We start from the raw sequence: 13,618 nt of genomic DNA on the forward strand, positions 1-13,618 counted from the left end.
CCGCAGCCGTGGGCCGGCGTCGCGGCCCGGGCCGACCAGTGGTGGTCAGGGGGCGGCAGCCGGTTGCGTCGGCGTGGCCGCAGCGGCCACATCGTCGGCCTTGTTGTGCAGGCCCTGCAGGTAGCTCGACAGCGCCTGCACCTCCTGCTCGCTGAGCTTCTGCGCGACCGTGGCCATGATCTGGAAGTGCGCCTTGTCGGTCTCGTTGGTCTGGCCGGCCTGGTACTCCTGCAGGCGGCGCGCGACATAGCTGGCGTGCTGCCCACCGAGGTGCGGATAGGCCGGGCCGGGATTGCCGGCACCGCTGGGGCCGTGGCAGGCCATGCAGGCCGGCAGGCCGCGCTTGGCATCGCCGCCGCGGTACAGCTGCTGGCCGATCTCGTAGAACTTCATGCCCTTGTAGGGGCCATCGGTCACTGCCGTGTCATCGGCGATGCCGGCGTTGGCCTTCTGCGTGGCGAAGTAGGCGCCGATATCGCGCATGTCCTGCGGGGTGAGGTTCTGCACGAACGGCACCATCGCCACCGCCGCGCCGGAACTGCGCTGGCCGTTGGCGATCAGGGCCATCTGCTGGGCCACGTAGCGCTCGCTCTGGCCGGCAATGGACGGGTACATCTCCACCGTGGAGTTGCCGTCGGCACCATGGCAGGCCGCGCAGGCCGTCGCCTTGGTCTGGCCGGCCTTGGCATCGCCCCAGTGGGTCTTGCTGAAGTCCACCTCCAGCGAGGCGGTATTGATCGGCCCGTTGTCGGGCAGCGGGGTCAACGTGGTCTGCGCGAACGCAGCAGCGGCAACGACTACAGCAGTGGCAAGGGCGGATACGGCAAGAACGCGAGCGTGGCGCATGCTGAAGCTCCGTATGGACCGGGCCGGACGGTGGCCGCCGGCATCGCCCGGATTATCAACGCCGTTTCCGCGCACGGTCAACGCAGCAGTGCAGCAAAATGGCCGCAGCGGCCGCCGGCACGGGCGCGCGGCGCCGCAACATGCGATCCTAGGCACATGTCATTGCTCATCGAACGCGCCCGTTACCACCTTTCGGCCCACAACGTGCGGCAGCTGCCGCCCGACGAAGGGGCTGAAGTGGCCTTCGCCGGCCGCTCCAACGCCGGCAAGTCCAGTGCGCTCAACGCGCTGACCCGCCAGAACGCCCTGGCCCGTGTCTCCAAGACCCCCGGCCGCACCCAGCAGCTGGTGTTCTTCCAGGTCACCCCGGAAGCGCATCTGGTCGACCTGCCCGGTTACGGCTACGCCAAGGTGCCGCTGGACCTGCAGGCGCACTGGCAGGCCTTCATTGACAAGTATTTCCGCACCCGCGAGGCCCTCAAGGGCCTGGTGGTGGTGATGGACATCCGCCACCCCCTGAAGGACTACGACCGGCAGATGCTGTCCTATGCCGTGCAGCGTGGCCTGCCGGCGCACGCGTTGCTGACCAAGGCCGACAAGCTCAGCCGCAGCCAGCAGATGCAGTCCCTGCAGAAGGTGCGCAAGGAGCTGCAATCGGCTTACGGTGACAGCGTCAGCGTGCAGGTGTTCTCCGGCGAAGACCGTACCGGCGTGGACGAAGCCCGCGGCGTGATCGGCGGCTGGCTGGGGCTGGAATAAGGCTCTCCGGTCGCCCGGCTGGCAGCCGGGCGCTACCCGATCGGGTGGGTGCCGACCTTGGTCGGCACACCCTCACAACGGCGAATACTCCGCCGGCACCCACGCATAGGCCTGGCCCTCGCCACGCACATGGCCCAGGCCCGGGAACGGCAGGTGCGCACCGGCCACCCACCAACCGTTGGCGGTGGCCTGCTGCAGCAGCCCGCGACGGCTGGCGATGGCCGCCTTGCGGTCCGAATCGGCCTCGAATGCCGCTTCCGGGTGCGCGAACTGCACCGCATGGAAGTGCAGCACATCACCCCACACCAGCAGTGACTGGCCCTGGCTGTCGAACCGGTAGGAGACATGGCCGGGGGTATGGCCGTGGGTGTCCATCGCCACCGCGCCACCGGGCAGGGCATCGCCGGGGCTGAACGTGCGCAGGTGGCCGCTGGCCTGGTAGGGCGCGACCGCGTTGCGTGCCAGCGGGAAGGCGAAGCGCACGCCCTTCGGCGCCGTGGCCTCGCTGGCCGGGCTGAGCCAGTAATCGGCATCGGCCTTGGACAGCCACACCGTGGCATTCGGGTAGGCCGGCTTGCCCTGCGCGTCGAGCACGCCGCACAGATGGTCCGGGTGGGCGTGGGTCAGCAGCACCTCGTCCACCTCGGCCGGGTCCACGCCGGAGGCGCGCAGGTTGCCCAGCACCTGGCCCAGGCCGGGGCCGAAGCACTGCGCGGTGCCGGTATCGACCAGGGTCAGGTGGTTGCCCTGGCGCACCAGGAAGGCGTTGATCGCGGTCTGCAGGCCCTTCTTGTCTTCCGGTACGTAGCGGCCTTCCAACAGGCGGCTGACCAGTGTCGGCGGCACGTCGACCACTTCCTGCCGGCCCAGCGCGACCACGCCGTCGAACAGGGCGGTGACCTGCAGCGCACCAACGCGCTGGTGGTAGACGCCGGGCACCTGCTGGGTGGGAGCGGGCGAGGTGGCTTCGGCCAGTGCAGCCAGCGGCAGGGACGACAGGGCCAGCAGCAGGGCGCCGCGCAGCGGCAGGGGACGCAGGATCATGGCGGTTCTCGGTGGATGACGGGCGGTTCCGTTGTGCCCAGCGTGCCGTGGCCGGCGTGTGCACGGCGCTCAAACCACTACGCGGAATGCTCAGGGAAGGGGGGGGCTGCAGGGCTGCGCCCTGCACCCGCAGAGGCAACGGCAATGGCCGAAGCAACAGCAACAGCGACAGCGGGCTATCTGGGATGGCGGGGTGGGTCCGGTTGCGGGAGACGCCGTAACCCCCCCTCCGGGGTCCGGCCCAGTCGCTGGCGGCTGGGCGTTCGGGCGCTTGCGAAGCAGTGCTTCGCAAGCAAAGCGCCCTCACCCATGGGGGCTTGGCCGCGGCATCCATGCCGCGGACACTCCCGCAACCGGACCCACCCCGCCTTCGACAGTTTTCCGCGATCTGTCAGCTCGCGGGGTCAGATCCGTTTTCCGCAGGAAAACGGATCTGACCCCAGATCGATTTCGATATCTGACAGATGTGTCGACCAAGGTCGACACCTACCAACAGCCGCCGGAATCTGTCGAAGGCGGGGCACTGTGGGTTGGCGGGGTGTGAGCCGCATGGATGCGGCGACCAAGCCCCCATGGACGGGTTTACGGCGTCCCCGCAAACCCACAGTGCCCCGCCATCCCACGGAATGCACGCTATTGCTGTTGCTCTTGCTCTTGCTTCGGCAGGTGCAGGGCGCAGCCCTGCCGAACCCCCTCAAATATCTGTGGGAGCCAGCCCGTACTGCTCGGCGAAGCGCTTGCTGAAACTGGCCGCAGACCGGTAGCCCGCGCGTGCGGCCACGGTCTTCAACGGCAGGTCGGTGGTGTAGAGCAGCTGCATGCCATGTGCCAGCCGGGCCTCGGTGAGCAGCTGGCGCAGGCTGGTGTCCTCGGCCGCCAGGCGACGGCGCAGGGTCGCGCCGCTCAGCGCGAACTGTTCTTCCACATCGCGTGATTGCCAGTCGCGTGCTGGCTCGGCGGCGATGCGGTCGCGGATCTGTTCGCCCAGGCTCGGCGCCTGCGGCAGCAGCAGGTTGCCGTGGCCCTGTCGGCACAGGGTCAGCACCAGCGAGGCCAGGGCCAGCCGCGCGTCGCTGTAACGGCCGTCCTGCAGCGATTGCCGCCACTGGCGCAGCACCGCGCCATGGTCGATCAACGGCAGTCGCGCCATCGCCTGGCCGGGGGCGGGAAGCTCTTCGTTCCAGAGCGTGCGCGCCGCCGCCAGCACTTCGGTGCAGAGCGGCACGATGGCACTGAGGTAGCGGCCGCTGCAGGGATCGGGGGTGTTGACCACGTCGATGCGGCACCGCTGGGTCAGCAGCAGGATGTCGCCGGGAACGAACGTCAGCGACTGGTGTGCGGTACGTACCTGCTTGCGGCCTTCCAGCAGGATCGCGAACTGCGGTTGCGGAACCTCCACCGAGCTGGCGCCATGCTCGCGGCGTGCGGTGATGCAGGCATAGCCCTCGGCGCGCCCGCAGCCGGCCAGGCTGGCCATCTCGGCCAGCAACGCAGTGGCCGCTGGCAGCATGCCGGTCATGACACCTGGGCACCGAACAGGCGACCGACGCCGGCCGCCGCAGCCATCGCCAGCGCGCCCCAGAACATCACCCGGACCGCGCCGCGTACAGGCGGTGCGCCCCCGGCCTGGGCCGCCACCGCGCCGGTCAGGCACAGGCCGAGCAGGGTGCTGGCCGTGGTCATCAACGCAACCTTGTCGGTCGGCGCGAGCAGGGCGGTCAGCACCGGCAGCGCCGCACCGCAGGTGAACGCACCGGCCGAGGCCAGCGCCGCCTGCAGCGGGCGCGCGCGCAGGGTGTCAGTGATGCCCAGCTCATCGCGGGCGTGGGCACCCAGTGCATCGTGGGCGGTAAGCTGTTCGGCCACCTGCCGGGCCAATGCAGGCTCCAGGCCGCGGTGGCGGTAGATCGCGGCCAGCTCCTCCAGTTCGCTGTGCGGGTCTTCGCGCAGCTCGCGCTTTTCCATTGCCAGGTCGGCCGCTTCGGTGTCGGCCTGGGTCTGCACCGACACATACTCGCCGGCGGCCATCGACATCGCGCCGGCCACGGTGCCGGCCACGCCGGTGGCAAGGATAGTGGTGGCGGAGGCGCCGCTGGCCGCCACGCCGACCACCAGGCCGGCCACCGAGACGATGCCATCGTTGGCCCCCAGCACGGCGGCACGCAACCAGCCGACGCGCTCGGAGCGGTGCAGTTCGGGGTGTCGCGAATGACGGTTCATGACGCCGAGTGTACGAGGGTCAAGAGGGCGTCGGTAGGATGCTGAAACCCGTCACCGTCGCATGACGCAACGGGGTGCCACGCTATAGTGCGCCCTTGCGATGGAAGGCCGCGAGCCCCACATCCCCCGCCACCGTCCAGCGAGCCTTCCCCTTGTCGAGCCCCAGCCACGTCGCCGATACCCCCATTACCGACCGCTCGCAGCTGGTGGAGGTGATCGCCTCCGGCGAGAAGCCCCGCGCGCAGTGGCGCATCGGTACCGAGCACGAGAAATTCGGGTTCCGCTTGGACGACCTGCGCCCGCCGACCTTCGAGGGCGAGCGCGGCATCGAAGCGTTGCTCAACGGGTTGGTCCGCTTCGGCTGGGAGCCGGTGCACGAAAACGGCAACACGATCGCGCTGCTGCGCGACGGTGCCTCGGTGACGCTGGAACCGGCCGGTCAGCTGGAGCTGTCCGGCGCGGCGCTGGAGACCATCCACCAGACCTGCGTGGAGACCGGCACCCACCTCAACGAAGTGGCGCAGGTGGCCGGTGAACTGCAGCTGGGTTTCCTCGGCATGGGCTTCCAGCCGAAGTGGAAGCGCGATGAAATGCCCTGGATGCCGAAGGGGCGCTACAAGATCATGCGCTCGTACATGCCCAAGGTCGGTTCGCTGGGCCTGGACATGATGACCCGCACCTGCACGGTGCAGGTGAACCTGGACTACGCCACCGAAGCGGACATGGTGAAGAAGTTCCGCGTGTCGCTGGCGCTGCAGCCGATCGCCACCGCGCTGTTCGCCGATTCGCCGTTCACCGAAGGCAAGCCGAACGGCTACCTGAGCTACCGCTCGCACATCTGGACCGACACCGACGCCGACCGCACCGGCATGCTCGACTTCGTGTTCGAGGATGGTTTTGGTTACGAGCGCTATGTCGACTACCTGCTCGACGTGCCGATGTATTTCTCCTACCGCGATGGCATCTACCACGACGCCAGCGGGCAGAGCTTCCGCGATTTCATGCAGGCCAGGCTGCCGGTGCTGCCGGGTGCGCTGCCGACGCTGCGCGACTGGTCGGACCACATGACCACCGCGTTCCCGGAAGTGCGCCTGAAGAAGTACCTGGAAATGCGCGGTGCCGATGGTGGCCCGTGGAGCCGCCTGTGTGCGCTGCCGGCATTCTGGGTGGGCCTGTTGTATGACGACACCGCACTGGATGCCGCCTGGGACCTGGTACGCGATTTCACCCTGGCCGAGCGCCATGCACTGCGCGACGGCGTGCCGAAGCATGCGATGAACCTGCCGTTCCGCAATGGCACGGTGCGCGACCTGGCCCGCGAAGCGGTGAAGATTTCCGTCGAAGGCCTCAGGCGCCGTGCGGCGCGCAATGCCGACGGCCAGGACGAGAGCAAGTTCCTGGACGTGCTGCAGGAGATCGTCGAATCCGGCCTGACCCCGGCCGAGCGCAAGCTGGCGCTGTTCCATGGCCGCTGGCACGGCGACGTCGATCCGGTGTTCCGCGAGTTCGCGTACTGAGTGGATTGCGGTAGTGTCGGGCGCTGGCCGGCAGATGTATGGGGTTGCCGGCCAGCGGCCGGCACTACCAGAAGAAAAACCCCGGCATTGCCGGGGTTTTTCTTTTTCGCATCTGCCCTGGATCAGGCGGCGTTCTGCATCGTCGCCATGTCGATCACGAAGCGGTAGCGCACATCGTTCTTCGCCATGCGTTCCCAGGCTTCGTTGACGTTCTTGATGTCGATGATCTCGACGTCGCTGACGATGCCGTGCTCGGCACAGAAGTCCATCATTTCCTGGGTTTCGGCCATGCCGCCGATTGCCGAGCCGGTCAGGTGCTTGCGGCCGAAGATCACGCTGCCGCCGGTCAGCGGCGGGTCCAGTTCGGTCAGCACGCCGACCAGGCACATGGTGGCCTCGCGCTTGAGCAGGCCCATGTACGGGTTGGTGTCATGGCCGACCGGGATGGTGTTGAGCAGGAAGTCGAAGCTGCCGGCGTGCGCCTTCATCTGCGCGGCATCGCGCGAGACCAGTACCTCATCGGCGCCCAGGCGCTTGGCATCGGCACCCTTTTCCGGCGTGGTGGTGATCATCACGACGTGCGCGCCCAGTGCCTTGGCGAACTTCACGCCCATGTGGCCGAGGCCACCGAGACCGATCACGCCCACCTTCTGCCCCGGGCCGACCTTCCAGTGGCGCAGCGGCGACCAGGTGGTGATGCCGGCGCACAACAGCGGGGCGGCCGCCTTCAGGTCGAGGGTGTCGGACACCTTCACCACGAAGCGCTGCTCGACCACCACGTGGTCGGAATAGCCGCCGTAGGTCGGCGCGCCGGTTTCGCGTTCACGGCCGTTGTAGGTCCAGGTCGCGCCTTCGGCGCAATATTGCTCCAGATCGTGCTCACAGGCGTCGCAGTGGCGGCACGAGTCGACCATGCAGCCGACGCCGGCGTGGTCGCCAACCTTGAAGCGGGTGACGTTGCTGCCGACTTCGGTCACCCGGCCGATGATCTCGTGGCCCGGCACCATCGGGTAGATCGAGCCACCCCAGTCATCGCGGGCCTGGTGCAGGTCGGAATGGCAGATGCCGCTGTAGAGGATCTCGATGCGCACGTCGTCCGGGCCGACCGCGCGGCGTTCGAACTCGTACGGGACCAGCGGGTCGGTATGGGAATGGGCGGCGTAACCACGGGCGAGGGACATGGGGAATCCTTGGCAGGGTTTATCGAAAGGCGTTTTACAATACGCCCCGCAACCAGCAGCAAGAAGCGCGGATATCGGCATGATTCATCAAGTGAAACTGCACAATCGTGGCCACTGACAACCTCTCCCACCTGGCCGCGTTCGCCGCGGTCGCCCGCCACCGCAGCTTCCGCCGTGCCGGCGCCGAGCTGGCGCTGTCGACCTCGGCGGTGAGCTACGCGATCCGCGCGCTGGAGGAACGGTTGGGGGTGGGCCTGTTCCATCGCACCACCCGCAGCGTGGCCCTGACCGAGGCCGGGCAGCGCCTGCTGGAGCGGTTGCAGCCGGCCCTGGGGCAGGTGCATGACGCGCTGGAGGAGATGAACCACTTCCGCGCCGCTCCGGCCGGCCTGCTGCGCATCAACGCCACCCGCGCGGCGGTACCGACCCAGTTGGGGCCGAGGCTGGCGCGCTTCCTGCACGCCCATCCCGACGTGCGGGTGGAGCTGACCGAAAATGACGGCCTGGTCGACATCGTCGCCGAGGGCTACGACGCCGGCGTGCGCCTGCATGAGTTCGTGCCGGAGGACATGGTGGCGGTGCCGATGGGGCCGCCACTGCGCGGACTGATCGTCGGCTCGCCGGACTACCTGCGGCGTCGGCCGGCACCGCAGCATCCGCGCGACCTGGCCGCGCACGAATGCATCCGCTTCCGCTTCGCCAGTGGGCACCTGTACAAGTGGCAGTTCGAGCGCGATGGGCAGGCGCTGGAGATCGACGTGCCCGGGCGGTTGACCCTGTGCGAGCAGGGCACGATCGTGCGCGCCGTTCTGGATGGCATCGGCCTGGCGTACGTGCTGGAAGACACGGCAAGGCCGTACATCGAATCGGCGCAGATGGTGGCGGTGCTGGAAGACTGGAGCGAGCCGTTTGCCGGCTTCGCGCTGTACTACCCGAAGCAGCGGCAGATGCCGGGCGCGTTGCGTGCGTTCGTGGATATGTTGCGCGAGTGAGTTGCGATGGATGACGTGGTGCCGACCAACGGTCGGCACCCACCGGGGCAGGCCATTGCCAACCAACGGTCGGCACCTGCCGGGGCAGGGCGTTGCCGATCAACGAATCGACATCGGCCGGTAGATCCACGCCATGCGTGGATGGCACCACGCTACGGCCCTTGCAACACCGGCGCCAACAACGCCACGCACTCACGCAGATGCATCTCCACCGGCGCATCCTCGGCCACCACGCCGATCACGCGTTCGCGCAGCGGCTCGGCCACGGCCATCGCCAGGATCAGCCGCGCCATGCATGCGGAATCTCCCTCGCGCAGCAGTCCACGCTGCTGCTGACGTGCCAGCCAGTCGGCCAGCAGCGCACGGCCGCGTTCGATGCCGTTGTCGAGGTAGGCCTGCAGCAGCGCGTCCTTGCCGGGGAAATCGGTGGCCAGCAGGCGGAACACCTGCACTGCCTGCGCCGATAGCGCCTGCGTGCACACCGCGTGCAGGATGTCCTGCAGCAACGGCACGACCTCTTGGGCATTGCGCGCATCACACTGCAGCTGTGGCGCGAAGCCGTCGGTCCACTCACGCACCGCCAACCCGACCAGCTCCTCGCGGTTGCTGGCATGGCGGTACACGGTCTTCTTCGCCACCCCGGCGTGCGCCGCCACCGCTTCAATGGTGGTGGCCTCGTAACCCTGTGCCAGCAGCAGCTCCAGCGTCGCCTGCAGCACCGCGTGGCGGACTTCGGCTTCCGGTCGCGCAGGGCGGCCACGGCGGCGGGTCGGTGATGTGGGCGCGGGCAGGGTGGTGCTGTTCATTGCGCCCATCTTACCGCATCCGGTTAATTGCGAAACGGAAAGCGTTTCCGTATTTTCGGGTCTCCCAACCCGTAGGAGACCCCCATGGATACCGCTGTGAACGCTCGCCCCTGGCTGGACCACCACGATCTGCTGGACCCGGCGCCGATGCATCTGGAAACCGGCATCCAGCGCCGCGAAGACGGCACGCTGCTGGTGGCGGTGCGCACCGATCTGCACGGCTGCAAGGGCCGCATGCTGGACTGGTGGTTCACCTTCTTCGAGACCACCCAGCACATCCGCTGGTGGCATCCGGTCGATCATGTCGAGCATCGCGGCTGGGACGCGGCCTGGCAGCGCGGGCGCAGCTACCACGGCGCCAGCATCCATGCGGTGGAATCGCTCGCTGACATTCCGCCGGTGGCGGCGCGCCTGAAGTTCCATGACCCGCGCACCTTGCTGGTGCCCGAACGCCTGCAGGCGGCACAGGATGCAGGCCATGTATCGGCGGTGATCGCCGCGCGCATCGGCTTCGGTGATCACGTGCGTCTGGATGTACAGGGCGATCCCTGCGATGGGCAGATGCTGCATGTGGCGCGCGATACGCCGTTTGGCTGCGTGCTGCGCAGCCGCTTCGTGCTCGGCCTGGACAGCGCCGATCCGCGTCGCGATGCCGGCGACGCGGTCGGCCTGGGCCTGCTCAGGCACTGCTATACGGAGTTCAGTTTCCTGTCGCGGCTGCTGCCTTCGCTGTACTACGGCGAGCGCGCCAACGGCGAAGCAGTGCCGTTACCGTGGTGAACGGCGCGCCGGTCATTCAACCAGCGCATCGTAGCCTTCGCCACTGAACTGGATCAGGCAGAAGCCATGCCCGAACGGATCGGCCAGTACGGCGATGCGTCCCCAGCGACGCTCGCGCACGGACTGCTCGAGTGTCGCCCCGGCCGCAACTGCACGTGCCAGCGCGGCTTCAATGTCATCCACCACCCAGTCCAGGTGCAGCGGCGTCCAATGACGCTCGTAGTCGCGCACGTCGCCGTCTTCCGTGGCGGCGCTGCCGGCCTCGTTGTGCAGCAGGTAGAGCGGCGTTGGCCCACCGAGCAGCTCCACGGCGCCCGGGCCGAGACGGCGGCCGATGCGCAGGCCGAAGGCCCGGATGTAGAAGTCTTCGGCGGCGGCCAGGTCGGGCACGTCCATGTTGACGATGAAGCTGTGGGCAGTGGCGTTCATGGTAGCGATGGGCGGCATCCGGTGGTCGCAGTTTAGTCCTGCCGCGTGGTGCTGCCGGTTCATCTCCTGCGCGGATTCGGGCAAGCTGGGCGGTCTCGATCGACAAGGACATCCATGAGCGCGCTATCCGGCATCGAACAGGCCACCGGCCAGACCTTCCCGCCCCTGTTCAAGCAGTTGCATGCAGCGGGTCGGTTGAGCTGGGGTGCTCCCCATCCGGAATGGTCCGAGGTGGTATTCCCGGCGCTGCAGGCAGAACCGCCGGTGCTGCTGTACGCCCAGGACTATGAGCCGTTGGAACACGATGAACTGCTCGAGGCGTGGCAGGAGCTGACCGCGGAGGATCATTACAATCCCCTGCGCACTGACCTGCAGTTGCTGCCCTTTGCGCGGACCGGCGCGGGTGACAGTTACTGTTTCTGGAGCAACGCGCCCGGTTTCAGCGAACCGCCGGTGGTGATGGTGTGGCATGACGACGACCGTGCCGACGTGCTGGCCGCCAGCTACCAGGATTTCGTGTTCCGCAAGATGGTCGAAGCGGTTGCCGACTACCAGCGGCCGTACACACTGCTGTCGCACGGCGAGCTGGCCGGGAATCTGCAGCGCTGGCTGCAGACTCACCATTCCTTCCTGCGCGGCGACCAGTACGCGGCATTGCAGCGGCTGTTCGCCCGCGTTGACGATATTGAAGAAGGGAACTTCAGCGAAGACGAGGCACAGGCCATCGTCGCTGAAGTGATCGGCTTCGAGCGGTTGGACGAGTCGTTCGCCTACGTGCGCGAGGACGCCTGAGGGCTGGGGTCGGATCCGGGCGCAGCGTGGCTCTGACTCCTTGTTCGCCGAACAGGGGTCAGAGCCCTTTCCGTTGGAAGGGGATCCGACCCCGTGCGGGCCCCGTGCGGGATCAGCCTGCGGCCGGGTAATCGAGATAGCCCGCCTCGCCGCCCCCGTAATAGGTGCTGCGGTCGGGCGTGGCCAACGCGATGTTGCGCTGCAGGCGTTCGACCAGATCCGGGTTGGCGATGAACGGCTGGCCGAACGCGGCAAGGTCGATGGTGCCGGCCTCGACCAGCTGCAGGGCGCGTTCGCGGGTCATGCCGCCGGCCAGGATCACGGTGCCACCGTAGGCCTGCTTGAACTGCTGCAGGAAGGCCTCGCCCAGCACCGACTGGCCCGCCTGCTGGTTGTCGTTGAGATGCACATAGGCCAGGCCGCGCTTGCCCAGTTCCTCGGCCAGGTACAGATAGGTGGCCTCGTTGTCGGGGTAGAACGGCATGTCGAAGGTGAGATTGTTCGGTGCCAGGCGCACGCCGATGCGCTGCGCACCGATGCGCTGGGCCATCGCATCGACGGTGTCCAGGATCAAGCGCGCGCGGTTGGGCAGCGAGCCGCCGTAGTGATCTTCGCGCTGGTTGATGACCGGGTTGAGGAACTGTTCGAACAGGTAGCCGTTGGCGGCATGCAGTTCGATGCCGTCGAATCCGGCGGCGATGGCGTTCTCTGCGCCGCGCACGAAGTCGTCGACGATGCCGGGGATCTCTGCGGTCTCCAGTGCACGTGCCGGGGTGGGATCGGCGTGGCCGCGGCTGCCATCGTCCAGGTACACGAACGAGGTGTTCTTCGGTGCGCTGGCCACCGGGCGGGTACCGGCGCTGACCGGTTGCCCACCGTCGGGCTGCAGCGAGGAATGCGACATGCGGCCGACGTGCCAGAGCTGGGCGAAGATCGTGCCCTGTGCGGCATGCACCGCCTCGGTGACGAGCTTCCACCCGGCCACCTGCTCGGCCGACCAGATACCCGGGACGTCGATGTAGCCCTGGCCCTGCGGCGAGACCGGGGTGCCTTCACTGATGATCAGGCCGGCGCTGGCGCGCTGCCGGTAGTACTGCGCGGTGAGTTCGTTGGCGACCGCACCGGGGTTGCGGGCGCGGGTCATCGGGGCCATCGCGATGCGGTTGCGCAGGGCGGTGCCTGCCAGATCGAAGGGGCGGAACAGGGCGGCGATCATGTCGGTCATCTCGGTGTGGGGGAAGGCGCCAGCGGCGCGATGCACACAGGATGGAGTTGACATGCGGACGCATAAAGCGCTTCGATCTCCCTGGGCGCGGGACTATTTGTCCCCAATGGAGCGTGATAGATGCTGCCGCTGGAATCGTTGAATGGCCTGGTGACCTTCGTCACCACGGCCCGCTCAGGCAGCTTCACCGAGGCTGCCGACGCGCTGGGCATCTCGCGCTCGGCAGTGGGCAAGGCCATCGCCCGGCTGGAAGCGCGGCTGGGCGTGCGCCTGTTCCACCGCACCACGCGGCGCATCGCGCTGACCACCGATGGCGAGGCGTACTACGCATCGTGTGCGGCGGCGCTGGAAGAAATCTCCGCCGCCGAGGCCTGCCTGGGGTCGGCCGGCCTGCCCAGCGGACGGCTGCGCATCGACATGCCGTCCTCGTTCGGGCGGCTGGTGGTGCTGCCCGTGCTGCTGCGCCTGTGCCGGCAGTACCCGGACCTGCAACTGACGATGACCTTCACCGATCACTTCGTCGATCCGGTCGAAGAGGGCATCGACCTGCTGATCCGCTTCGGCGGGTTGCACCAGGCCGAGCACCTGGTCGCGCGCCGGCTGGGTCGCCAGCGCCTGGTCACCTGCGCATCGCCGGAGTACCTGCAGGCGCATGGCGTGCCAGCGACCGTGGAGGAACTGGCGCAGCATCGCAGCATCGTCGGCTTCCGCCATGGGCAACCGGTGGCGTGGCGGATTGGCAGTGATGACGCCGAGGGAACGTTCATCCCGAACGCGGCCTACCAGCTCAACGATGGTGACGCAGTAATCGATGCGGCCATCGCAGGACTGGGCATCTGCCAGATGCCCATTTCACTGGTACGCCGACATCTGGAATCCGGCGCGCTGCACTCGGTGCTGGATGCGCACATGCAACGGCATATCGACATCCATGCGCTGTGGCCGCCGACCCGGCACCTGCGGCCGAAGGTGCGCTATGTGGTGGATGAGCTGGCGCGGCTGGCGGGTGAGGGCTTGTTCGATTGAA

General features: G+C 67.8%; 14 protein-coding genes. 6 read left to right on the top strand and 8 right to left on the bottom strand.

Annotated elements, in window-relative coordinates:
• Positions 1-45 precede the first annotated feature (45 nt).
• On the bottom strand, positions 46-846 hold the full coding sequence (locus AC5P5W_RS18600; protein WP_014648400.1) for a c-type cytochrome: 801 nt from the start codon (positions 844-846) through the stop codon (positions 46-48).
• 156 nt (positions 847-1,002) lie between these two features.
• On the opposite strand from AC5P5W_RS18600, the gene yihA reads away from it, so the two are divergent.
• Positions 1,003-1,605 carry a ribosome biogenesis GTP-binding protein YihA/YsxC gene (gene yihA / locus AC5P5W_RS18605; RefSeq protein WP_005411022.1) on the top strand — a complete coding sequence of 201 codons (603 nt, stop codon included), beginning with the start codon at positions 1,003-1,005 and terminating at the stop codon, positions 1,603-1,605.
• Between the two features lie 72 nt (positions 1,606-1,677).
• Here the strand turns inward: yihA and AC5P5W_RS18610 are convergent, their stop codons facing one another.
• The 3 genes from AC5P5W_RS18610 to AC5P5W_RS18620 all read right to left on the bottom strand — a co-directional run bounded on the left by AC5P5W_RS18610 (position 1,678) and on the right by AC5P5W_RS18620 (position 4,869).
• Entirely contained in the window at positions 1,678-2,649 is a 972-nt protein-coding gene (locus AC5P5W_RS18610; RefSeq protein WP_046432495.1) for an MBL fold metallo-hydrolase, read from the bottom strand.
• Between the two features lie 694 nt (positions 2,650-3,343).
• Positions 3,344-4,168, bottom strand: coding sequence for a helix-turn-helix transcriptional regulator (locus AC5P5W_RS18615; RefSeq protein ID WP_069117884.1), 825 nt, complete (start codon positions 4,166-4,168; stop codon positions 3,344-3,346).
• Positions 4,165-4,869, bottom strand: coding sequence for a VIT1/CCC1 transporter family protein (locus AC5P5W_RS18620; protein ID WP_014648397.1), 705 nt, complete (start codon positions 4,867-4,869; stop codon positions 4,165-4,167). Before AC5P5W_RS18620 ends, AC5P5W_RS18615 begins: the two co-directional genes overlap by 4 nt.
• 152 nt (positions 4,870-5,021) lie before the next feature.
• On the opposite strand from AC5P5W_RS18620, the gene AC5P5W_RS18625 reads away from it, so the two are divergent.
• Entirely contained in the window at positions 5,022-6,386 is a 1,365-nt protein-coding gene (locus AC5P5W_RS18625) for a glutamate--cysteine ligase (RefSeq protein WP_481441046.1), read from the top strand.
• Positions 6,387-6,508: 122 nt separating this feature from the next.
• Here AC5P5W_RS18625 and AC5P5W_RS18630 read toward each other — a convergent pair whose 3' ends face one another.
• Positions 6,509-7,567, bottom strand: coding sequence for an NAD(P)-dependent alcohol dehydrogenase (locus AC5P5W_RS18630; protein ID WP_014648395.1), 1,059 nt, complete (start codon positions 7,565-7,567; stop codon positions 6,509-6,511).
• Between the two features lie 107 nt (positions 7,568-7,674).
• On the opposite strand from AC5P5W_RS18630, the gene AC5P5W_RS18635 reads away from it, so the two are divergent.
• Positions 7,675-8,559, top strand: a complete 885-nt coding sequence (locus AC5P5W_RS18635; RefSeq protein ID WP_197574892.1) for a LysR substrate-binding domain-containing protein — start codon at positions 7,675-7,677, stop codon at positions 8,557-8,559.
• A gap of 152 nt (positions 8,560-8,711) precedes the next feature.
• On the opposite strand, the gene AC5P5W_RS18640 is transcribed toward AC5P5W_RS18635, so the two are convergent.
• The gene (locus AC5P5W_RS18640; protein ID WP_197574890.1) at positions 8,712-9,374 is read right to left on the bottom strand and encodes a TetR family transcriptional regulator; all 663 of its coding nucleotides are present in this window, start codon (positions 9,372-9,374) and stop codon (positions 8,712-8,714) included.
• A 75-nt stretch (positions 9,375-9,449) separates the two neighbouring features.
• Here AC5P5W_RS18640 and AC5P5W_RS18645 point away from each other — a divergent pair, with 75 nt between their 5' ends.
• On the top strand, positions 9,450-10,145 hold the full coding sequence (locus AC5P5W_RS18645; RefSeq protein ID WP_049440661.1) for a DAPG hydrolase family protein: 696 nt from the start codon (positions 9,450-9,452) through the stop codon (positions 10,143-10,145).
• Between the two features lie 12 nt (positions 10,146-10,157).
• Here the strand turns inward: AC5P5W_RS18645 and AC5P5W_RS18650 are convergent, their stop codons facing one another.
• Positions 10,158-10,574, bottom strand: coding sequence for a VOC family protein (locus AC5P5W_RS18650; RefSeq protein ID WP_197574888.1), 417 nt, complete (start codon positions 10,572-10,574; stop codon positions 10,158-10,160).
• 114 nt (positions 10,575-10,688) lie between these two features.
• Here AC5P5W_RS18650 and AC5P5W_RS18655 point away from each other — a divergent pair, with 114 nt between their 5' ends.
• Complete coding sequence (locus AC5P5W_RS18655) at positions 10,689-11,366, top strand: SMI1/KNR4 family protein (RefSeq protein ID WP_075076355.1); 678 nt, start codon at positions 10,689-10,691, stop codon at positions 11,364-11,366.
• Positions 11,367-11,478: 112 nt separating this feature from the next.
• On the opposite strand, the gene AC5P5W_RS18660 is transcribed toward AC5P5W_RS18655, so the two are convergent.
• A complete protein-coding gene (locus tag AC5P5W_RS18660) occupies positions 11,479-12,582 on the bottom strand; it encodes an alkene reductase (protein WP_049408792.1) in 1,104 nt (367 codons plus the stop codon).
• Positions 12,583-12,711: 129 nt separating this feature from the next.
• Here AC5P5W_RS18660 and AC5P5W_RS18665 point away from each other — a divergent pair, with 129 nt between their 5' ends.
• Positions 12,712-13,617: a LysR family transcriptional regulator gene (locus AC5P5W_RS18665; protein WP_046432481.1), complete on the top strand. Its 906-nt coding sequence runs from the start codon at positions 12,712-12,714 to the stop codon at positions 13,615-13,617.
• The last annotated feature ends 1 nt before the right edge of the window (position 13,618 follow it).

The sequence above is a fragment of the Stenotrophomonas sp. YJH_SMC_123 genome, assembly GCF_059368215.1.

What these genes read in the sequence shown, in the direction of transcription:
- AC5P5W_RS18600 (WP_014648400.1), bottom strand. Translation starts at nt 846, where the DNA reads ATGCGCCACGCTCGCGTTCTTGCCGTATCCGCCCTTGCCACTGCTGTA.
- yihA (WP_005411022.1), top strand. Translation starts at nt 1,003, where the DNA reads ATGTCATTGCTCATCGAACGCGCCCGTTACCACCTTTCGGCCCACAAC.
- AC5P5W_RS18610 (WP_046432495.1), bottom strand. Translation starts at nt 2,649, where the DNA reads ATGATCCTGCGTCCCCTGCCGCTGCGCGGCGCCCTGCTGCTGGCCCTG.
- AC5P5W_RS18615 (WP_069117884.1), bottom strand. Translation starts at nt 4,168, where the DNA reads ATGACCGGCATGCTGCCAGCGGCCACTGCGTTGCTGGCCGAGATGGCC.
- AC5P5W_RS18620 (WP_014648397.1), bottom strand. Translation starts at nt 4,869, where the DNA reads ATGAACCGTCATTCGCGACACCCCGAACTGCACCGCTCCGAGCGCGTC.
- AC5P5W_RS18630 (WP_014648395.1), bottom strand. Translation starts at nt 7,567, where the DNA reads ATGTCCCTCGCCCGTGGTTACGCCGCCCATTCCCATACCGACCCGCTG.
- AC5P5W_RS18640 (WP_197574890.1), bottom strand. Translation starts at nt 9,374, where the DNA reads ATGGGCGCAATGAACAGCACCACCCTGCCCGCGCCCACATCACCGACC.
- AC5P5W_RS18645 (WP_049440661.1), top strand. Translation starts at nt 9,450, where the DNA reads ATGGATACCGCTGTGAACGCTCGCCCCTGGCTGGACCACCACGATCTG.
- AC5P5W_RS18650 (WP_197574888.1), bottom strand. Translation starts at nt 10,574, where the DNA reads ATGAACGCCACTGCCCACAGCTTCATCGTCAACATGGACGTGCCCGAC.
- AC5P5W_RS18655 (WP_075076355.1), top strand. Translation starts at nt 10,689, where the DNA reads ATGAGCGCGCTATCCGGCATCGAACAGGCCACCGGCCAGACCTTCCCG.
- AC5P5W_RS18660 (WP_049408792.1), bottom strand. Translation starts at nt 12,582, where the DNA reads ATGATCGCCGCCCTGTTCCGCCCCTTCGATCTGGCAGGCACCGCCCTG.
- AC5P5W_RS18665 (WP_046432481.1), top strand. Translation starts at nt 12,712, where the DNA reads ATGCTGCCGCTGGAATCGTTGAATGGCCTGGTGACCTTCGTCACCACG.